The sequence below is a fragment of the Atlanticothrix silvestris CENA357 genome, assembly GCF_016056295.1.
GTDB lineage: Bacteria > Cyanobacteriota > Cyanobacteriia > Cyanobacteriales > Nostocaceae > Atlanticothrix > Atlanticothrix silvestris.
Window position 1 is genome coordinate 56,841 of sequence record NZ_JAECZB010000013.1, and the last position, 20,684, is coordinate 77,524.

Annotated in this window: 23 protein-coding genes and 1 pseudogene; 8 read left to right on the forward strand and 16 right to left on the reverse strand. The window is 38.0% G+C overall.

What is annotated here, in order from left to right; translation table 11 throughout:
- Positions 1 to 283: 283 nt before the first annotated feature.
- The 12 genes from I8751_RS08250 to I8751_RS08305 all read right to left on the reverse strand — a co-directional run bounded on the left by I8751_RS08250 (position 284) and on the right by I8751_RS08305 (position 11,954).
- Positions 284 to 1,378, reverse strand: coding sequence for a glycosyltransferase family 4 protein (locus I8751_RS08250; protein WP_214438690.1), 1,095 nt, complete (start codon positions 1,376 to 1,378; stop codon positions 284 to 286).
- The gene (locus I8751_RS08255) at positions 1,378 to 2,538 is read right to left on the reverse strand and encodes a glycosyltransferase family 4 protein (RefSeq protein ID WP_214438691.1); all 1,161 of its coding nucleotides are present in this window, start codon (positions 2,536 to 2,538) and stop codon (positions 1,378 to 1,380) included. The genes I8751_RS08250 and I8751_RS08255 overlap by 1 nt, the downstream gene beginning before the upstream one ends.
- Before the next feature lie 9 nt (positions 2,539 to 2,547).
- Entirely contained in the window at positions 2,548 to 3,522 is a 975-nt protein-coding gene (locus I8751_RS08260; protein ID WP_214438692.1) for a GDP-mannose 4,6-dehydratase, read from the reverse strand.
- A 36-nt stretch (positions 3,523 to 3,558) separates the two neighbouring features.
- Complete coding sequence (locus I8751_RS08265; RefSeq protein ID WP_214438693.1) at positions 3,559 to 3,696, reverse strand: type II toxin-antitoxin system VapC family toxin; 138 nt, start codon at positions 3,694 to 3,696, stop codon at positions 3,559 to 3,561.
- Between the two features lie 249 nt (positions 3,697 to 3,945).
- Entirely contained in the window at positions 3,946 to 4,176 is a 231-nt protein-coding gene (locus I8751_RS08270; protein WP_214438694.1) for an AbrB/MazE/SpoVT family DNA-binding domain-containing protein, read from the reverse strand.
- A gap of 374 nt (positions 4,177 to 4,550) precedes the next feature.
- Positions 4,551 to 5,867 carry an FkbM family methyltransferase gene (locus I8751_RS08275; RefSeq protein WP_214438695.1) on the reverse strand — a complete coding sequence of 439 codons (1,317 nt, stop codon included), beginning with the start codon at positions 5,865 to 5,867 and terminating at the stop codon, positions 4,551 to 4,553.
- Between the two features lie 46 nt (positions 5,868 to 5,913).
- Positions 5,914 to 6,891 (reverse strand): glycosyltransferase family 2 protein, encoded by a 978-nt coding sequence (locus I8751_RS08280; RefSeq protein WP_214438696.1) that lies wholly within the window; start codon positions 6,889 to 6,891, stop codon positions 5,914 to 5,916.
- An 18-nt stretch (positions 6,892 to 6,909) separates the two neighbouring features.
- Positions 6,910 to 8,676: a glycosyltransferase family 4 protein gene (locus tag I8751_RS08285; RefSeq protein ID WP_214438697.1), complete on the reverse strand. Its 1,767-nt coding sequence runs from the start codon at positions 8,674 to 8,676 to the stop codon at positions 6,910 to 6,912.
- A 62-nt stretch (positions 8,677 to 8,738) separates the two neighbouring features.
- Positions 8,739 to 9,479 (reverse strand): ABC transporter ATP-binding protein, encoded by a 741-nt coding sequence (locus I8751_RS08290; protein ID WP_214438698.1) that lies wholly within the window; start codon positions 9,477 to 9,479, stop codon positions 8,739 to 8,741.
- Complete coding sequence (locus tag I8751_RS08295) at positions 9,480 to 10,286, reverse strand: ABC transporter permease (RefSeq protein WP_214438699.1); 807 nt, start codon at positions 10,284 to 10,286, stop codon at positions 9,480 to 9,482. It lies immediately after the preceding gene.
- A 221-nt stretch (positions 10,287 to 10,507) separates the two neighbouring features.
- On the reverse strand, positions 10,508 to 11,242 hold the full coding sequence (locus tag I8751_RS08300; RefSeq protein ID WP_214438700.1) for a Uma2 family endonuclease: 735 nt from the start codon (positions 11,240 to 11,242) through the stop codon (positions 10,508 to 10,510).
- A 37-nt stretch (positions 11,243 to 11,279) separates the two neighbouring features.
- The gene (locus I8751_RS08305; protein WP_214438701.1) at positions 11,280 to 11,954 is read right to left on the reverse strand and encodes a Uma2 family endonuclease; all 675 of its coding nucleotides are present in this window, start codon (positions 11,952 to 11,954) and stop codon (positions 11,280 to 11,282) included.
- Positions 11,955 to 12,212: 258 nt separating this feature from the next.
- Between I8751_RS08305 and petP the strand changes: the two genes are divergently transcribed.
- The 4 genes from petP (at position 12,213) to I8751_RS08325 (ending at position 15,091) form a co-directional block, all read left to right on the forward strand.
- On the forward strand, positions 12,213 to 12,404 hold the full coding sequence (petP, locus tag I8751_RS08310; RefSeq protein WP_214438702.1) for a cytochrome b6f subunit PetP: 192 nt from the start codon (positions 12,213 to 12,215) through the stop codon (positions 12,402 to 12,404).
- An 88-nt stretch (positions 12,405 to 12,492) separates the two neighbouring features.
- Positions 12,493 to 13,593, forward strand: coding sequence for a Get3/ArsA fold putative tail anchor-mediating ATPase NosAFP (locus I8751_RS08315; protein ID WP_214438703.1), 1,101 nt, complete (start codon positions 12,493 to 12,495; stop codon positions 13,591 to 13,593).
- Between the two features lie 79 nt (positions 13,594 to 13,672).
- Positions 13,673 to 14,719, forward strand: a complete 1,047-nt coding sequence (chlG, locus tag I8751_RS08320; protein WP_214438704.1) for a chlorophyll synthase ChlG — start codon at positions 13,673 to 13,675, stop codon at positions 14,717 to 14,719.
- An 84-nt stretch (positions 14,720 to 14,803) separates the two neighbouring features.
- Positions 14,804 to 15,091, forward strand: a complete 288-nt coding sequence (locus tag I8751_RS08325; protein WP_214438705.1) for a hypothetical protein — start codon at positions 14,804 to 14,806, stop codon at positions 15,089 to 15,091.
- A gap of 116 nt (positions 15,092 to 15,207) precedes the next feature.
- On the opposite strand, the gene I8751_RS08330 is transcribed toward I8751_RS08325, so the two are convergent.
- The 4 genes from I8751_RS08330 to I8751_RS08345 all read right to left on the reverse strand — a co-directional run bounded on the left by I8751_RS08330 (position 15,208) and on the right by I8751_RS08345 (position 18,368).
- Positions 15,208 to 16,161, reverse strand: coding sequence for an MDR/zinc-dependent alcohol dehydrogenase-like family protein (locus tag I8751_RS08330; protein ID WP_214438706.1), 954 nt, complete (start codon positions 16,159 to 16,161; stop codon positions 15,208 to 15,210).
- A 171-nt stretch (positions 16,162 to 16,332) separates the two neighbouring features.
- Positions 16,333 to 16,884: a hypothetical protein gene (locus tag I8751_RS08335; protein WP_214438707.1), complete on the reverse strand. Its 552-nt coding sequence runs from the start codon at positions 16,882 to 16,884 to the stop codon at positions 16,333 to 16,335.
- A 191-nt stretch (positions 16,885 to 17,075) separates the two neighbouring features.
- Complete coding sequence (locus I8751_RS08340; RefSeq protein WP_214438708.1) at positions 17,076 to 17,882, reverse strand: inositol monophosphatase family protein; 807 nt, start codon at positions 17,880 to 17,882, stop codon at positions 17,076 to 17,078.
- Positions 17,883 to 18,218: 336 nt separating this feature from the next.
- Positions 18,219 to 18,368 carry a hypothetical protein gene (locus I8751_RS08345; protein WP_214438709.1) on the reverse strand — a complete coding sequence of 50 codons (150 nt, stop codon included), beginning with the start codon at positions 18,366 to 18,368 and terminating at the stop codon, positions 18,219 to 18,221.
- A 39-nt stretch (positions 18,369 to 18,407) separates the two neighbouring features.
- Between I8751_RS08345 and I8751_RS29505 the strand changes: the two genes are divergently transcribed.
- The 4 genes and pseudogenes from I8751_RS29505 to I8751_RS08360 form a co-directional block, all read left to right on the forward strand.
- Positions 18,408 to 18,812: a hypothetical protein gene (locus I8751_RS29505; protein ID WP_225894032.1), complete on the forward strand. Its 405-nt coding sequence runs from the start codon at positions 18,408 to 18,410 to the stop codon at positions 18,810 to 18,812.
- Positions 18,787 to 19,422 (forward strand): hypothetical protein, encoded by a 636-nt coding sequence (locus I8751_RS29510; protein WP_225894033.1) that lies wholly within the window; start codon positions 18,787 to 18,789, stop codon positions 19,420 to 19,422. Before I8751_RS29505 ends, I8751_RS29510 begins: the two co-directional genes overlap by 26 nt.
- A 19-nt stretch (positions 19,423 to 19,441) precedes the next feature.
- Positions 19,442 to 20,410, forward strand: a pseudogene (locus I8751_RS08355) (ParM/StbA family protein); the annotation flags it as partial.
- A 45-nt stretch (positions 20,411 to 20,455) separates the two neighbouring features.
- The coding region (locus tag I8751_RS08360) for a helix-turn-helix domain-containing protein (protein ID WP_214438711.1) at positions 20,456 to 20,684 on the forward strand (229 nt) is incomplete at its 3' end.

Genomic DNA, 20,684 nt, shown 5'->3' on the forward strand with positions numbered 1-20,684 from the left:
CAATTAAATTCTAATATGAGGGGAATATAGGGGTGGTTACGGAACCACTCCTTAAATTTTTTTCACAAGATATTCTGGCGTTGCTGATTAGTGAGATGATTTTTGTCTCATGCAGAGGCGCAGAGGCGCGGAGAATAAAAGTTTGAGAGATTGAATTTTTAGCTTTCATCCTCATATTCAGATTCAGCAACGCCGATATTCTACATAGCAAAAAATATATAGATTAGGACATTTTGAGAGTGTAAATGTCAGGAACTCGACGCAGCTTTACCTCCTGCTTCTGCTACAGATAGCGGAATAAAACTTCAGCGGTGGTAAGTCCTGTTTTTTCCCAACTGAATTGATTTGCTCTTTTTATGCCTTGATTTGAAAGATGCGATCGCAATTCTAAATCTGTAGCAATCGTTTGCATGGCTTGGGTAATTTCTGCTGTGTTGTATGGGTTAATCAGCATAGTTGCATCACCAGCTACTTCTGGTAAAGAGGAGAGATTCGAGGTGACGACGGGAGTTCCGCAAGCCATAGCTTCTAGAACTGGGAAACCAAAGCCTTCCCAAAGACTAGGAAAGACAAGAGCGATCGCTTGATTGATAATTGTTGGTAATTTGCTGTAAGGCACATAATTAAGAAACTTGACTTGATTAGTTATGCCCAGTTCCTCAATTTGCGTCTGTAAAACCGGGGTATAACGCGGATCTGTGGGGCCTGCTAGCCATAGTTCATAGTCGCAGTCATTTGGTAGTGCTGCAAAGGCGGCGATGACTCGCTGTAAGTTTTTGTAAGGATCGTGTCGTCCAATGTAGAGAAAATAGTTGCGGGTGGGGAGATTGAGAAACTGAAAGTGAGTGCGATCGTGTGCTAGGGGAATTGGGGTAATTTTGCTGGCGGGAATTTGGTAAAAGTCGATGATATCGTTAGCTGTAGCTTGGGAGTTACAGATGATGTGTTGAGCTTGTCTAAGAACTTGGGGAATGTAGTAGCGGTGGTAGGGTGTCAATGGTGAAAAGCGTTTCGGAAAGCGCAATGGTATTAAGTCGTGCGACATCACGACAAAGCGGCAGTTGCTATATAGGGGCGCTTCTGGGAGTGGGGAAAATAATAGCTGCGATCGCAACTTTTTATAGATTCGTGGTAATTTAAATTGCGTCCAGAGTAGGCGATCGCTATGTCCTTTTGTACCATGAGCCGGAGTAAGATTATCTGGGACTAGATAGCAGTTAAATTCTGGGTAGTTTTGCGCTGTTAATAAAGTGGGAGAGAGAGACTTTAAATAAGGAAAAATATTTTTGGCATAGTTGCTGATGCCTGTTGGTTGAGATAAGAGAATGGATAAGTTAATAATTAATTGATTAGAGCCTAAGTTATCTAATACTTTCATTAAAACAGTGTTCTATAAGCTTTTAATGTTTCTTTTGCCGTTCTTTCCCAAGAAAATAATTTTGCTCTTTCTTTACCTTTATTGATTAACTCTTGGCGTAATTGAGCATCACTAATTATTTTTAAGATAGCTTCAGCTAATTGCATTGGGTCATTGGGGTCGATTAGAATAGCCGCATCTCCTGTAACTTCTGGAATTGAGGAAGTATTAGCCGTGACAACTGGTGCGCCTAACGTCATTGCTTCTAGTACAGGCAAACCAAATCCTTCATAATAAGAAGGATAGACGAAAACATCAGCTTTTGAGTAAAACAATGCTACTAATTCATTTGATAAGTAGTCCAAATGATGAATATGGTTTTTCCAAGGAGAATTATCAATAGCTGCGAATATTGGTTCATAATTCCATCCTTTCTTACCAATTAATACTAATTGATGCTCCAGCTTATACTTATTTTTTAAAAAATTAAATGCTTTAATTATAGTAATAATATTTTTTCTTGGTTCTATCGTGCTAACAAACAGCAAATATTTTTGGGAAAAATTATATTCAACTTGCTTTTCTAGAGTTTGGATGTTTTCACTAGATAAATAATTAGGATAGTAGCGACTAGCTAAAGGAGTTACATGAATTTTTTCTGGCTCTACTTGCAAATATTCGATAATATCTTTTTTAGAGCTTTCTGAAATGGTTAATACTAAATCTGTCCACTGTAAACAGTGCTTCACTCTTTTTGTATATGTTTTTACAACTGAGTCTATATAGTTAGGATATTTAATAAAAGTCAGATCATATATATTCATCACCTTAAAACTTTTACTACAGGGATAAACAGAGTAATTAGTCCCATGTAATATATCTGGAAATCCCAAATATTTTTCAAAATAAGATAAAGTGGGTTTGAAGGCTAAAGCTAATAATAAATCTGATATCCTTACAGGTAAAGGTAGTATATTCTGTTGAGAATACTGTTTTAGGTAATTAGGAAAACTTAAGTCACCTTGTAACCACTTTTTTAAACCTGGTTGATAGACTATTCCTAACTGAAAATTTTCATCAGTTTGTAGTGCTGCTAGGGCAGAGATTAAATTAGCAACATAAAAGCCAACCCCACTTGGTTTTGCATCTATGGGGGTGGCATCAACTACAATTTTTAACATTAAGAATGTTTAAGCTCCACTGTTACTCAATTTTTTGAGGTCATAATCAACCATTAATTCAACCATTTGCTCAAAAGTATGTTGAGGTTGCCAGCCTAGTTGAGTTTTAATTTTATCAATAGAACCAACTAACTGCACTGGTTCGTCAGGGCGATAAAATGCTGGGTCAACTGAGACATAATCTTGCCAATTTAGACCAACACAGCTGAAAGCACACTCAACTAATTCTCTTACTGAGTAAGTTTTACCACTAGCAATAATGTAGTCATCAGGCTTTTCTTGCTGCAACATCAGCCACATCCCATAAACAGCATCTTTGGCATAACACCAATCACGACGGGCATCTAGGTTGCCTAATCTTAGTTCATTTGCCAGACCAAGTTTGATTTGGGCCGCTGCGTGAGTAATTTTACGAAATACAAATTCTGTCCCGCGTCGGGGCGATTCGTGAGTGTAAGTAATACCGCAACAGCCGTAGAGGTTATATTTTTGCCGATAGTTGACAGTCATCCAGTGGGCATAAGCTTTAGCAACACCGTAGGGGTTACGGGGACGGAAAGCGGTACGTTCAGTTTGTGGTGATTCATCGGGTTGACCAAAGACTTCACTACTGGATGCTTGGTAAAATTTGGCATTTGGTTTACAGCGACGAATTGATTCTAAGAGACGAGAAACACCGAGGGCTGTATATTCAGCAGTTAGGGCTGGTTGAGTCCAAGAAAGGGGGACGTAGCTTTGAGAGGCAAGGTTATAAATTTCATCAGGTTGTGATTCTGTAATTACATCCATCAAGGAAGATTGATCCAGAAGATCACCTGATAGAATTTGAATATTGTCTGAAAGGTGAGTAATGCGTCCTAGATTGCTACTGCTAGAACGACGGACTAGGCCGAATACTTGGTAGCCTTTTGTTACAAGAAGTTCGGCAAGATAAGATCCGTCTTGTCCAGTTAAGCCAGTAATGAGGGCTTTTTTAGGTACCATCTGCTATTAAATAATTAAAATTATGGAACTATTTAGTTATAAGCTGGAAAAATAAGTTCGGTAATAATTAACATCTCTAGTTAAAAGCATCATATCCGCGATCGCAGCATGAGCGCCAATATAGAAGTCTGGTAAAGGCGATCGTTTAGTTCTACCTTTTTTGCGATATTGCATAAAACATTTTCCCGCCAAAAATGCTGCTTCCCAAGGTTAAGTATAAATGGTGAAAAAAATTTAAAGGTAAGATTGCTTCTAATTATTCTATCCTTTGAAATACAATTGAAACTTTGGCATAAATAATGTGATTAATGTTAAGTTTAGTTTGTTCAGCATATTCAGTTAATTTTTAGACTGACCAATCAAACCAATTTTCATCCTCTGTGACAATATCAAGAACGATGTTACTGTCAACCAGTATTTCTTTCATTTATCTTGTCTAGTGAGTGCCATTATTTCATCGGTAGTCATTTTTACTGTTGCTTTACCTCGCATTCTTTCTACTAGACTTTTTGCAGAATTAAACTTTACTTTAGCTTTTCTTAAGTAAACTGCGTCTCCAATGACTTCAAACTCTACTTCTGTGTTGGGTATAAGTCCTAATTTTTCTCGTATTTCTACGGGAATAGTTACTTGTCCTTTGGATGTAATTTTCATCTTCTTGATGTTAAGTAAGGATTTTCTTGCTTTTCAGTATTACATAATTTCACTACTGAAAAAGGTCGTTAATTGGCTAAAATGTTTTCAGTTGCTCGTGGTATCATGTATGCAATCGCAGAATAAGTGCCAATATAAAATCAGGCAAATTAGAGTTTTTATCTCTATTTTTGTGACTATTATCTAGGCTATAAGATACCTAACATTCCCATAATAGACGACTATTTAAAACTAGATAATTTTAGGTCAAAATATAATATAATTTTGAGATTTTCTGAGCAATTTCTTCTGACATTTAACATTTCGGAGAAAATGACTACTGTTTAATTTGGCTTAAATTTAGATTATTGCTGATTTGGTAATTCACTTTTACTTTAATTAAAACTAAATAATTTTAAAATTTTTCGCTGTATTCGTTTGAATAAGGTTTTGTTAGAAGATAAGCTGGTTGTTTGATATGCATTTTTGCGTTGTATTTCAAAAAACACTCGTATAGATAAAAAGCGTGGATCTTCATTGTTCCATATACTACGAGCAGATGCGAATTTATTAGATTCAAAGTAAACAAAATTCAAACCTTGCTCACAATGAAAACTTAATGTATTTTGCTGTCCATAATACAGTTCAACAGTTTTAAGTTCATTATTAAAATATATGTTAGAATTTACATGATCCAGATATGTATCAATAACTAAAGAACATATATCATTTAAGTCTGCTTCAAATACAAGTACTCCTCTATCTTGATGAATCCAGCCATCAGGATACATGTTCAAAAAGGCAGATTTCATTGTTGAAGAGAGCGATATTGATGCTGCTGTATAAGTAGTTGCGGAATATTCATCAACCTCTAGTTCTTTAATAGAAGCATCGTCTCGATATGTACAATACAAGTCTTCAACATTATGACCTGTAAGCATCAAACCCATAAGTTGAGCATCGCTTGAAAGAGGTACAATACGTCCATCTTCTCTTCTAATCAAATAAATTTTTGGATATAAAGATTTTAACTTTAAAAATAAATCTCTATGGTTTGCCTGAGAACAATTTTTTAATGTGTGTGGATTAAATTCAATAACTAAATCTGGTTTAAAATTATTGATAACCTGCTCTGCGCCCTCTAGAAATAGAATTTCTGAACCTTCTATATCTACCTTTAGTAAATCAACCTTATCGATATCATTTTCCTGGAACCAATCATCAAACTTACGAACACTAGTACTTTTCTTGGTATAGGCTGATGTACCAGTTTTTAGTTCATTTGTAACTTTTGTTAAATTTTTTTCCAAGATTAATTGAGCATCAGCATAAGAATTGTCCACAGTTAATATCTCTGATACTCCATTAAAGTTGGCTAACGCCATATTATATGTATCAACGTTATCAATATTATTCTGCTTAACGTTATGACAAAGATAATCAAAACTACTAGGAAAAGGTTCAAAAGCAAATACTTTACCTTTACTAGCAAGTTGTGCCATTATAATAGAAATTACCCCTATATTTGCACCTATATCAAAACAGTAGTATTCTTCTAAAATCAGATTTTTAAATATATGTAAAATCCAAGGCTCATAAGTAGCATTCCTTGACAGTATTTCTATATTTGAAACACTCGTGTCTTCTTTATATCCTGAAATAAGTATAGAATTACCATTAATGGTTAACGTTGCTTTCTCCATTTCTTTCATATTCTTCATGTCCTAAATTATTTTTTAAAAGAATTCATACATTTAATTAGTAATTCCGTTCTAATTTTATTTTCCAATTGACTAGCATACTTGTAACAATAAGACTAAGCTTAATAATTTTATGTAATAGCTTTTTGAACCTTGTTCTTATCAAAGTCTTTTCTTTAATGGGCAAAATTATCGGAAAGAGAAATACGGAAACGAGAGTTGATATTTTTTTACCCCAAGGGCAGTACATTAAAACTATATAAAAGATTGGGAGAAAAAAGAAATTAGATTTTTTTCTAAAATAAACAGCTATTAGAGCACTTAGATTAGTAACTCTTAGCTCAAAATTTTCGAGTGTGCAATCATTATATACAACAACAGAAACACTAGAATAAACTTTTATACCTTTTTTTATGGCTCTCATTATTAACTCAGAATCAGAATGATAATGAGGTAAAAATAATTCATTATAAAGTCCAATACTTTCAAAAACTTGACGATTAATCAAAACTCCGTTTCCAGCTAAAGCCTCTACTTCAATAATTTCTTTTTCTATAACATCATTAGGCAAATTATCAGACCACTTTAAGTTGTATGAAAGTTGTAGAATATGCCGCGTTCCCCATCGTGAATATGATCCCATAGACCAGACTAAGCCTGGTTGAATCATATAATCTATACGACTGCCTAATATAAGAGTATTATGTTTTAGTGCTAATTCTACTAAATTAGTAACATAATCTGATTCAACATAAGAATCATCATTGATTGTTAAGATAAAATCCGATTTTTCCTCAAGTGCAAACTTTACACCCCGATTAGTTGAACCTGTCCAATAATTGTCATCGTCAACATGAATGACAGTTACTCTAGGGAATCTACTTAAAATCTTATCTTGAGTTCCATCAGTAGAATTAGCATCAACAATAATAATTTTTAGATTTGGATAAGTTTGCTTTGAAAAACACTCTAAAAATCTAAGAGTTTTATCATTTCTATTTCTGGTTGGTATAACTGCGCTAACTGTTGGATACATAAGTAACACTTTATTTACCTATATTTTTCTTATTGGATAATTAACATAAGTAGCGTAACTCAAAAAATTACTAAGGAACTGAAATGTTCCCAAATGTTCATTATAATTTTGAGATCTAACTCGAATTATCTTGAAACTAAAGAAATCTAATTGTCGAGTCTTCCAACTGTTGAACTGCTTCAGTAGTTTTGCACCTTTGAATGGTCTAACTTCAGTAGGATAGTCTACTTGATCACTAAAAGATACGGCCGTTAGATGATCGCATACATCTAATGTGGCAATTGCTTGAAGAATATCTAATTTTTGAATACCTGTTATAGAAGGACAATACATCATATAGTCAGTAGCTACTACTGCATCTATAATGTATCCAAAAAGATTCAAATAATGAGATTTGTTTGTTATGTCTGAATATAAATTAGTGGTATTTGTTTTGCTAACTAAGTTATCAAACTCTGGAACCTGGGAGTTAAATGGAAGAATATTAATAAACTTATATGTATCTTGATGAAATTGAAACATTTCACTGACCATATTCAAAGACTCTTGGATATCCTGTTCATTTACCTCATTCTGTGCAACAAAGTCTAGCAAAAGCGTTAGCCTTTTAGTAATTCCTTTATTACAGGTAGTTGCTGATCTAGCACTAATAAAATCTAATGATTGTTTTGCTCGATGTTTATTAACTACTTCTTCTAAAGCTTGAAAAGTTATTTCAGCTGTCTTTTGCAATGAATATTTAAAACCCTGCTGTTTACCTAAATCCGATAAATGTAAAAGTTTATCCTCATCCATCAACAGTTTAGCAATATCATGAGCCATTGTTTTACTGTTAAAAGGATTGTTCAAATAGGCAACTGCATTTCCGCAGATTTCTGGAATAGATGCAATTGATGTTGTCAATACTGGAGTACCAAACTTCATAGCATCCACTAATGGGATGCCAAATCCCTCATAAAGTGAGGGAAAAATCATGAATTTTGCATTTTTTATTAATATTGCTAATTCTATATCGCTAACAAAGCCCCTTATTTCTACCGATTTTTGCATTTCTAAATCATCAATAATTCGCTCTAGAGATGTAGACTTTAAATCATGCTGTTGTGCCCCTGTCAAAATTAATTTTAGTTTGTCAAATTGAGGGTATTCACGTTTCAGAATCCAGAGAGATTCTACTAAGCGATAGTGATTTTTATGCCGCCAAGGAATTGCAGGGTAAATAATATAAGGGTCTTCTAGTACATTAAAATTTTGATTATTAATAATATTATCTAATTTATGAGAAAATTCATCCGCCAAGTAACCAGATTCGTATGTAACATATACTTCTTTTTTAGAATAGATTTTTTCAATTAGCGATTTTTCATGGTTACACATTGTAAGGATTGCATCAGATCTTGATATGGCATAACCATAATACTTTCTTCTTGCTTCATAAAATCCATCTTTGAAAAAGTGGGGATAGATTTCATGTTGTAAATCATGAATGCATGATACTACTGGTACTCTTGAATCAATATAATGTGGCAATAATTCGTTTAAAGGACATAAATAAACATCGCTCCAAGACATATTTTCGTGGATAGCACTGCTGGCATTATCAACCAATGGAATTACTTGTATACCACTTATTTGTTTAAATAAAAAAAAGTTATGAGGTTGTACAAGAACTCTGACAGTTGCTACTCTTGCTAACCCTACAACTAAAGCATATAAATATTTGCCGGCTCCACCAGCTCCTTGGGAACCACTTAAAAGGCTGATACAGTTAATTAATATTTTCATTATTTTTCTGTTTTAGTTAACAGGTAAACTTTTTATAAAAAACCGTTGCTATAAAATTCAATTTATATCTTCTTTAATGCTTCTAAATAACAGTCTACTGTTTCATCAGCACCACCCATAAAGAGTATTTTTCCTTTATCTAGCCAAATTCCACGAACACAAGACTGCTGCACAAAACGTAAATCATGAGAAACCACTAGTACTGTAGCGTTATCATCCCAAAATTTATCAATTCTTTGCTTGCATTTATTCTTAAAACTTTCATCACCTACTGATAAGACTTCATCCAATATCAAAATATCTGGCTGTATATCTGTGGCAATGGCAAATCCCAATCGCGCTACCATACCTGACGATAAGCCTTTTACTGGTACTAATGCATAATCTTGCAATTCTGCAAAATCCAAAATTGACTGTGTTCGTTCTCGCATCTCAGATCTAGAAAAACCTAGCAGTACTCCATACAGCAGAATATTGTCCATTACAGAAATTTCTGCATCGAAACCTGCTCCTAGTTCAATCAACGGCGCAATCTGACCTCTTACCCTGACAGTTCCACTACTTTGTTTGAGAATACCAGAGATGATTTTTAAAAGTGTTGATTTACCAGAGCCATTTGCCCCAATAATACCTATTTTTTCTCCTCTTTCTACTACCAAATCGATTTTGTCTAACACCAATTTCTTCGCTGGTTGGCGATATTTGCCTTCAATAACAGATAATAAAGTTTTCTTAAGGTCATAAGAAAACTCTTCTTGAGTCCGTCGCCAAAGCGAAACTTCATCTAGGCGAATTACTTCCATTTACAGCAAATCCATAAACTGATGTCGCCACAATTGAAAACAAGTCCATCCCAATGTCAAAATAATTATGCCACTAAGTAAGGCACCCCAAATTAAACTCAAATCCGGTAGATTTCCTGACAGCGTAATCTGACGCAGACTTTCAATAATCGGGGATAGTGGATTTAAACTTAAAAATGGTTTGACCTGTGGTGGAACAATAGCTGCTGGGTAAAATACAGGACTACTAATCCAAATTACGAATGTAACTAATTCATAAAAGTAAGGCAAATCTCTAAAAAATACATACAAAGCACTTACTAAAAACCCAACTCCTGTAGAAACTAAAACTAGTGCTACAAATGGAAACACTAATGCCAGCACATTGGCTAGACTTTTGGAATTAACGAAAGTCATGACCGCCAGTAACGGTAAAACCCCGATCGCAAACTGAAATATATTTGCTGCAATCATCGATACCGGAAAAATGCTGACTGGTAGGCGAATTTTATTCAAAAGCGAGCCATTCCCTACTACACTACTCAACGCCTGAGAGGTAGAAGCTGAGAAAAAATTAATTACTACTAGTCCTGTGAATGCTGCCAATACATAGTTTAGTATCGAGTTGCCATAATAAGATGCAAAGGTAGCCCCAAAAATAGCAGTGTAAAGCCCCGTCATAATCAACGGGTTTAAGAGCGACCAGTAGACTCCTAAAAACGACCCTCGGTAGCGCACCTTAAGATTTCGCGATACCAAAACATGCAGCAGTTCCCAGTAGCGGCGCGCTCGCAACCAATTTAAATTATCTTTAAGCGAAAGTATCATTCTTAAAAACCACCACACACCACAAGCTAGTTATTCGCGCATCTTATACTATCAAAGTTTATTTTGCTGCATTAGCTTACCACCAAAAGTTTATTTTAAGATCTCTTACCGAATATAAAAGTTATTAATACCTACTTATACGCTCCTCAGCATATTTTATCTCCGCAAGACCATTTGATTGATCAATTTAGTTCCTCTGAGACTGTCAGTGGCATTGTTGACTAACTTAAACTATCTGGATCAACTCCGAGCGATCGCAAATGTTCTGCCAGTCGTTCAGATCGTTGGCGTTCCTGTTCAGCTTTCTCTGTTGCTGTTAGCACCCAACCCCCTGCATTGTACCAACGCAACCATAAACCCATTGTCTGCTGATACCTACCCTGCCAAAGACCTAATCCCATCTCTACCTCTTCCAACCAAAATCGTTTTTCTGGTAGGGGTATCGCCTCATAACGAGTGCCAATGAGTTGAAAGGCACGCAAATTATTATTGTAGCGGTCATAAACAACGTAATAAGGAACCCTTAAAATCCGTTCATACACTTCCCACTTAGTTGGTGGCTGGTTGACTTCCCTGAGGGTTTTTCCTAAATCTTCTTGTTCTGTACTTGGTGAAAGCAGTTCAACCACCAAAAATGGAGCAACTCCCTCTTGCCAGATGAGGTAACTTAAACGTAAGTCTTGTTGTTGAGTAGCACTCGGTACTCCCAAAACCATGTACCAATCTGGACGCTTGTACCATAAAGTATGGCGGGGGTCATAGTAAAGGTTTAAGTCGCTAGCAAGTAAAATTTCCTCAGATGAATAGTTAGGAGGCCGACAAGTTTCACTGAGTAAATCTGCCTGAATACAATGAAATTCGTCTGGCAAGCCTGATTCCCCTACTAATTCACTGGGTAAATCATACATTGTCGGCATGGTTTCTTGGGGCGAAAGGGGTGGATCAGGTTGATACATGATTGCTACCTCAACGATATTGAAAGCGAGTTGTCGCTTAATTTAAGCTATCTGGGTCAACTCCTAAAGAACGCAAATGTTTTGCCAGTCGTTCAGCTCGTTGGCGCTCCTGTTCAGCTCGCTGACGTTCTTGTTGTAATTGTTCTGCCAGTTCTGTGGGTATAAGTAATTTATCACCCGTATCTAACCGATAAAACCGCATAAGTTCCCCTTCCACAGCTACCCGCAATCCCAAAGGTTGACATAAACTATCGGTAATCGGCTGATAAATCTCATCTTGTAACCGATAACCTTGTAATTTTTCACTAATCCATTCTCCTTTCGGGTCAAATAACCAATATTCTAAGATTCCTAATTGTTCATACAGAAGCTTTTTTTGCTCTTGATCCTGCTTTTGAGTACCTTTACTGGTCATCTCAAACACTACTTGCGGCACTTGACCTTCTTCCCAGACTTTATAGTTATCCCGACCTCCGGGTGGTACGTCGAAAATTACCATCACATCTGGTGCAACTCTTAATTTCGGAAAACCCTGAGCATAGTAGAGAAATTGATTTGCCAGTACCGTTGCTTGTCTTCCTGCTAGGTACTGTTTCAGGACTTCTAAAGTCATTAAAATCGCATACAGATGTAAATAAGTTTCCGCCACAGGCTCTCCATCAGAACTGGGATAATCAATTGTCAGATTGGCTAAATTGGTTGTTGTAGTCATAGTTTTTTCCTAATTCAGCAAACTATCTGAGTTAACACATTTACGAAAATGTTCCGCCAGTCGTTGCGATCGCTGTTGTTCTAGCTGTTGTGCTGTAACAAAGTAATAGTTGTATACCTGCTTGGCTGTTGATTTAATTTTAAGCTGTTAGTCATAAGTCAGTTTTCAAGAGTTATCCTTCATCTCAGTGTGAATCTATTACAGATGCGCCACTGATTCAGCTAAACTGAGACTTGGTTTATTGCATTGTAATTAGGCATGGAAATCGGACAGAAGGTTAAGGTGGTTCGTCTGCGCGATCGCGTATCTCCCCCTATCGTGAAAAAATTAGGACAAGTAGGCATCATTCAAGGTTATAAAGTCACCGATGGTGCAGGTGTTGGTGTAGTAGTGCTATTTGACGATAATTTTTCCACTTGGTTTTTTGAAGATGAAATCAAACTCGTCTAATAGAGAACACCCCAGGCGGAAGCTAAGAGTATTTGCCTAGTGCTAAGTTGGAATTGGAAAGATCGGCGGTGAAAATAGGAATCAAGTAATGGCCCTGATATTGACATTTTTGGGCAAAGGCGGCATAGCTCGTACCAAAATTGCGATCGCCGCCGCCAAGCGACTAGCAAGCCAAGGTAAGCGCGTACTTCTAGCAGGACTAGCAGAACCAGTGTTACCCATCCTGCTAGATCAAACCCTTGGCCCTGACCCCCAGGAAATTGCCCCCAATTTACAAGTTGTGCAGTTCCAAGCATCTGTACTACTAGAGCGCAACTGGGAAGAAGTAAAAAAACTTGAGGCGCAATACCTCCGCACACCCATTTTTAAAGATGTTTATGGTCAAGAACTGGTAGTACTACCAGGAATGGATAATGCCCTTGCCTTGAACGCAATTCGTGAATATGATGCCAGCGGCAAATATGACGCGATCATTTATGATGGCACGGGTGATGCCTCCAGCTTGCGGATGTTAGGGCTACCAGAGTCTCTTAGTTGGTACATCCGACGATTTCGGCAATTGTTTGTTAACTCTGACTTGGGTAAGACTATTGCAGAATCGCCTTTCATTCAACCGCTAATTAGCAGTTTTTTCAATGTCAACTGGACAGCAGATAACTTTGCCCAGCCGACTAACCAAGTCAACAATTTCTTAGATCAAGGAAGAGCTGCTCTTGCTGATCCTAATCGCGTTGCTGCCTTCTTAGTCAGTACAGCAGACCCAGTTGATTTGGCAAGTACCCGCTATTTGTGGGGCAGCGCTCAGCAAATTGGTTTAACTGTTGGCGGTGTTATTCTTGTCTCTTCGGAAACAAACCTCAACCTATCAGAGGAATTTACACCTCTAAGCGTTAGTGTTGTTCCCGATGTTCCAAAAAGCGATTGGCAACCACTGATAGATGCTCTACCCAACTTTGCAGAGCAAGCGGTACAGGCTCCTAAACCGATTGAAATCGATGTCCACAACCGTCAGGTACGCTTATTCTTGCCTGGATTTGACAAAAAGCAAGTCAAACTTACCCAGTACGGGCCAGAAGTCACTGTGGAAGCAGGAGACCAGCGACGGAATATCTTCTTACCCCCGGCTTTGAGTGGCAGGCCTGTTGCTGGAGCGAAGTTCCAGAACGGTTATTTGATAATTTCGTTTTAATTTAGTTAGGAAGGAGGAGTTAGGAATTGCAACTCATAACTCCTAACTTCTAACTCCTAACTTCTTAGTAAGTAAGCTTATGTCTGAATCATCTCCCATTATCCCAAATTCCGACCCAGATAAGGCACTCGACTCAGTAGCCATTAATCCCAGCCCGGAAACAGCAGCAATTAGCGATCGCAGCGCCAAAACTAGGCAATTATTAGGAATGAAAGGTGCTGCACCTGGGGAAACATCCATTTGGAAAATCCGGTTGCAGCTGATGAAGCCCATTACCTGGATTCCCTTGATTTGGGGCGTAGTCTGTGGTGCAGCTTCTTCTGGTAACTATACTTGGACACTAGAAAATGTCTTGAAGGCAGCAGCTTGTATGTTGTTGTCTGGGCCTTTACTGGCAGGATACACCCAAACCCTCAATGAATACTATGACCGTGAAATCGATGCTGTAAATGAACCTTATCGGCCAATTCCTTCAGGAGCAATTCCCTTACCAAAGGTAATTACCCAGATTTGGGTATTATTTGTATGCGGTATTGCTTTAGCATTTGTTCTAGACCTATGGGCAGGTCATGAATTTCCCAATGTCACAGCTCTTGCCATATTTGGTTCTTTCATCGCTTACATCTACTCTGCGCCTCCCCTAAAACTGAAGCAAAACGGCTGGCTAGGCAACTACGCCCTAGGAGCTAGCTACATCGCTTTACCTTGGTGGGCAGGTCATGCTTTGTTTGGCAACCTCAATTGGAAAATTGTCATCCTTACCCTAATTTACAGTTTGGCAGGATTGGGAATTGCTATTGTCAACGATTTTAAGAGTGTAGAAGGCGATCGCCAGTTTGGATTAAAATCATTACCTGTAATGTTTGGTGTCAATACTGCCGCCTGGATTTGTGTGCTGATGATTGATTTATTTCAAGGATTTATCGCCGCTTATCTCGTCACTATCCACGAAAATTTGTATGCAGCGATTTTGGTACTGTTAATCATCCCGCAAATTACCTTTCAGGATATGTATTTTCTGCGTGACCCCCTAGAGAATGACGTTAAATATCAAGCCAGCGCCCAACCATTTCTCGTTCTGGGAATGCTTGTTGCGGGTTTAGCACTGGGCCATGCTGGCGTTTAACTTAATACCTCTGTGGTCAGAAGTTAGGAACTAGGAGTTAGGAGGTAATATACTTCTAACTCTGAACTTTTATCAGGACTTATTGTGTTAGAACTGATATCTTTAATCATTCATGGGATTCAACAATTTTTAGTCCCTATTTGCTTTATTGGTGCTTGGGTTTTAATTGTTCTCTTTGCTTGGAGTCTATGGGTAGCGGCACGAGATAGCGTCGCCACAGCCAAACAAATGCATCAAATTCCTTGTACTGGCTGCCAATTTTTTACAGCCGACTATCGTCTGAAATGCACCGTACACCCATCCATTGCCAACACAGAAGAAGCTATTAATTGTATTGATTATCAAGCCAAAACCAATCCTATGCTTTATTAAAAAATGAGGGGACTAGAGACTAGGGACTAGGGACTAGGGACTAGGAAAATTTTCCCATGTCCAATACTTAGACTACGCTCAGTACAAGTGCCTAATGCTCAATAACAACTTAACTATTAATCCATCTTCAGTAAGACTTTTAAAACACCCCGACGTTGAGCCAAGTCAAAAGCTGCTATTGCTTCAGTCAATGGGTAACAGGAGTGAATTAAGGGTTTTACGTCTACTTTTTCTGTAGCTAACAACTGAAGTGCTTCCGCAAAAGGGCCACAGCGGGAGCCAATCAAAGTAATTTCGTCTACGACTAAAGAAGAAGCATCCAAGCTGAGATTGCCTGTATAAGTGCTTTTCAGCACTAGCGTACCACGGGGGCGCAAAGCACGACGAGCGATCGCAAATCCTTCTGGGTTGCCAGTACACTCTACTGAAACATCAAAAGCTCTGTCTGTAACATCCTCAGCTAAACCTGTTTTTATGCCCCTGGCTGCTAAATTAGCTAGCTTATCTCGATGACGACCTATTACCAAGAGGTCACAACCAGTTAAAGCTATTGTCTGGGCTACTAGTTGTCCTAATTTGCCATCTCCAACCACTAGCACTCGGTCATTAGCACCCAAGGCTACCTGCTGCTGAATTTCCAGCGCTGCTGCTAATGGCTCAGTAAATGTTGCTACCTCTGTTGTGACATTATCGGGTACAGGATGTAAGTTGGTAACTGGCAAGCAGAGATAATCAGCAAAAGCTCCGTGACGATTGACAATACCCAAAACTGTACGGTTTTCGCAGTGAGTTGGTTGTCCGTTGCGACAAAAACGACAATAACCGCAGACAGCATTAATTTCTCCCACTACCCGCTGGTTAAGTAAATGTTCAGGCCCTTGTTCGACAATGCCAACAAATTCGTGTCCTAAAATACCAGTGTAAGGATAGTAACCTCTTTTGAGTTCAAGATCAGTATTACAGATACCTGCACGCAATACACGTACAAGGGCTTCTCCTGGTGAAGGTTCAGGATTGGGAATATCTGTGCGTAGTTGCAATTGATTGTTTTCTAGCCAGAGTCCTTTCATACCAATTTTGGATTAAAAAAGTAAATATCTAATACGTAAGATGATGCTGGTAGTCAATTGACTACGAGTCTAGCCTATCACTATTAAGTTTGTAGTAAGGACTTTAGTCTTAAAGTAGCCCCAGACTCTAATCTGTTAGCATAGCTATATTAATTTAGATAATTTACTACTTTAATTTTGAGACTTGACTTCAATTTTGCTCAGCCAAATTACCAAGTCATCTGAATGAATTGCGATTTCACTACCTAAAGTTTTGATATAAAGAAGTCCGTCACTAATAATTAAATTTTTGATGGGATACCATGAATCTCTTGTGCGGATTAGCAAGTCTAAGGGAATCCCTGGCCGTAAAGCATTTTTGCGGTATTTCCACCAAGCTCGCCAGAGTAAAACAGATTTGGTGCAATGCATTCGATAATCTTTGGGAATTTGACAGTATTTATATATATAGCAATTACGATTATCTATTTCTCCTGTAAGAATATAACTGTAATCTGCTAACGCTTCATTCATCAATTCCCAATGAGACGATTTTGCATTAATTGAGAATTCAGATAGTGTATTGGTAAATTGAGAAGTGGCAATTACGCCCTCTGTTTTTGCTAACAGTTGGTTGCTTTTATACAGTGTTTGTGCAGTCAAAGAAGGGTTTGCCAATAAAATGTCTTTTTTCTGGATAGAGGTTTTTACAAACTCCCGTATTAAATCTAAATTAGCTAACATAAAATTATTTATACTAAATTAACTAGTGTAATGTCAGTCATAACACTGTGTAATTTAGTAAATACACTGCTTTTTCTCCCAATTCAGGATTATAACAAGCTTTTTTTATACTTAAAGTCTTGATGAATATTTGTTAAGGTAAATATCGGCTATGCTATCAGGTTAGCCGCTTGAGAAAACGAACAAGCAAGTTAAATATTTAAATCTTTGAGAAACGGTGTAAATGCCGAAACCAATTCCGGACGACTAACAACAAGAGTGGGAAAGGAGCGATCACTATAATCTTCTCCTGATAATAAAGGAAATGGCTCTGACTTGAGCGATGACCAGACCCCACCGGCTGCCTGAACAATCACCCAAGCGCCTGCCAAATCCCAAACTTTGGGTGTCGCCTCAATACCACCAAGGGTTGCCCCAGTCGCAACCGTCAAAAAATTATAACTGGCAACACCCAGCATCCGAATTTTACATGGGAAGCTTGGTTGGATAATTGCGGTACTCCGAGAGCAGACATTAAAAAAGTGATTTTTACTGGGAGCATCAACACTGGTATGGATGGGATGGTGATTGAGAAATGCCCCAGATGGCGTTGTTAAACCAGATGAACCTGACCAAAAACCGTGAAAAGCTTGAGCTAATGGCGGCAGATATACATAACCAAAAATGGGTGTGCCTTGATACAGTAAGCCCAAAGAAATCGACCAAATCGGAATGCCTCTAGTAAAGTTGGTTGTGCCATCCAGAGGGTCAATTACCCAACACCACTCTGTACCAGGAAAAACTTGATCACTTTCTTCGCTCAAAATTCCGTAACCAGAAAAATTAGAAGCGATCGCATCCCGAATTTCCTGATCTGCCCATTTATCTGCCTGCGTCACCAAACTACCGTCAGCTTTTTGCGAAGCCTGTACTTGTCCAAAATCCTGCATGAGCTGTTTGCCCACTCTGGTAGTGGTAGTTTGGGCAAAATCAAGAATTGTTGTCCAAAAATCATTCATTGGTTAATTCTCGCGCCAAGGCGTTCCTGAGCCAAGATAGGTAGATTTAGGTTTGGTTAAGTTTCCAGTTTAATCTAAATCGCTTTCTAAAACCGAAGCGATCGCCTATTTGGTATTTGTGTCAGCAATGAATACTCAAAAAACATTTGTCGCCGAAGATTATAGAATTTCATCTACCAGAGCCGTACCACCCTCACAAAAATCTATACTGAGGTGATAATCTTCAAGCAACACGGATACTTCTTTGATAGAGTTCCTTTCCACGTCGGGCAACTTCTTGGCTACTGAGCGTAGGGTGGGACATAAATAAATCCCCTGTTTAAGCTGCTAGATTCTTCACTTCATTGTAGAGCAGAAGCTACAGAGATTAGAGAGCGATGCTTGATTCTGTAGGAGTTGGGAGAGCGATCGCGCCAAAATATTACAGATTAAGATACTCATGACTTTATCGTAGGCGATCGCATCTAATGTCCAAATGGGAACCATAAGAAATAAGCTAATACATCACCCTAGATTGGTTTACCTATGTCTGACGAACAAGAGCATAATTCCACTTTTAACGCTGCTGCCAATATTAACATTCAACATGTCCAATTACAGGATTTATCTTTAAGTGCGGCGCGTAGATTATATAAAGGTGGGATTCGACTTGGTGAACCGACAAGAACCAGGATACAAGCCCAAGAGATGTTAGATAAAATCCCTCCATCTCAAAGAGTAGGGATTGATGGCAATTCTGCTGATGTTAATACCCAAAAATACTTATCAGATAAACACGCTAGTCATATCAAACCGCACAGTAAAGGCGGCTCAAATGATCCCAAAAATATCAAGTGGGAAAACGCCAAAGATAATTTAGCCCGTGGCGATAAACCCATGACTTCGCAGGAGCAAATAAGACTAGATGCTAAATGGCATTTTGACAATTAATTTAACAGGTGCAGTCAAAGCAGGTGTTAAAGCCACGCCCCTGGGAGCAGCCATTGGTGTAGCGACAACAGCACCATTTTCGTTACTAACCAACGCGCTGCGCGTAGTTCGAGGTGAAATCTCTGCACAAGAAACTGCTATGGAGACATTGAAAGATACCGTAAAAGGCGGCACAGTTGGGGGCGTGACAGCGTTTGTAACCACAACAGTAGCAGCAGCTTGTCCACCAATTGCGATCGCTTTAACCGCAGCAGCACCAGTTTTAGCTGTTGTTGGAACTGCGGGTATGGTTTACGAGTTTTTCAAAATTCTCGATGACCATAAACAAACGGTGAAAATCTATTATGAATCTTTAACTCAACAAGAATTAGAAAGATTACAAGCAATTGAGAACGAACTGATTTATGAACACCAGAAGAATCTAGAGTTTTTGGCTGAATCAGAAGCAATTAATCAAGAAATTACAAATCGCCCAATTGCACCGGGAATAGAAGGGGCTATGCAACGGTTAAGTGAATCAGTAGCTATTGCTAAATCTCTAGGATTAACCTCCGCAGATAGTAAGTTGCTTGCTAGTTCTCAACTTCCTTACCTTCCTCCTCATTCCTAGAGAATTAGTCAAAAATAATATGATTTTTATAATTCCTCTTGTGTTCGGTGCTTTAGGGGCAGCGGTTGGTGCTGTTGCAGGTGCTTTTACTGCTCATGCTGCTGGAGAAAAAGATAGACAAGCAGCTAAACATCATAGACAAATTGCAAATGAATTAACGGACAAACACGCAAATTTAGAGAAAAAATATTATGAATTTGCCGATGAAAGCAAAAAGCAGATTAATGATTTAACTCGTCAACACGCATTAGATGAAATTGAAAAAGACTGTTTGCGTTTGGCAGTACGATTGCAACAAAATCTTATTTCCTTAATGTGGGAGATTGATAGAGAACCTACAACAGATTCTTTAAACAGATTTAAAGCAGCAGTGGAACAAACTAACCAAGTTCTTTACGAACTAAAAGAAGAGTTAATAATTGTTCCAGATGACTACTATACAAGCCTTTTAACAGCAATAGCAGCAACTAAAAAAATTAACCCTCTAAAGCCCAATGATGTTGACAATAAAACTGTTCTCAGTGTTGATTTAGGTAGAACTTTTACAAAAGCTTGTGTAAGTCGCGAACCAAAAAATGTAGTCTTCATACCTGCTAATGTGAGGCTAATCTCACTTGCACAAATTCATTCGGGAATTTTTGAACCTAAAGCTATTGATATTTTAATGAGTTTATGGATGGAACATAAAGATAGGGGTTATGTTATTGGTCAATTAGCAGCGGATTTTGGAGCGAATTTAGGAGTCGGTCAATCTAAGATTGAAGATGCGTTAGTTAAAGTTTTGGCAAGCGCAGGTTACTTTAAACTTAAAGACAATATTTCAATCGTATTGGGTCTACCTTTCCTTTCTTTAGAGCAATTTGAAAAAGAAAAAGCCCAACTGATTAGCCAGGTGACTGGCCTCCACATGTTGAACTTCCGAGGCGAATCTATATCGTTGAATATTCATAAGGTTTGGGTGATGCCAGAAGGTTATACCAATTCACTAAAAAAATGATAGAAATAGTTAAGTCAGAAATATGAGCAGAAGTTCATGGCTGGAGTCACCAAAGTAAAAATAGAAGAATCGGCAGAGGAATTACGTGAACTGCTGAAAAAACAGAAAACAGCATTAGGAAAAGAACGTATTCAAGCATTGTATTTACTAAAGATAGGTCAGGTAAGGACAATACAAGATTTAGCGGTAGTGTTGGGAAGAGGAAGTGCCACAGTACAAAGGTGGTTCAAGGCTTATACAGAATTGGGAATCGCCAGTCTAGTAT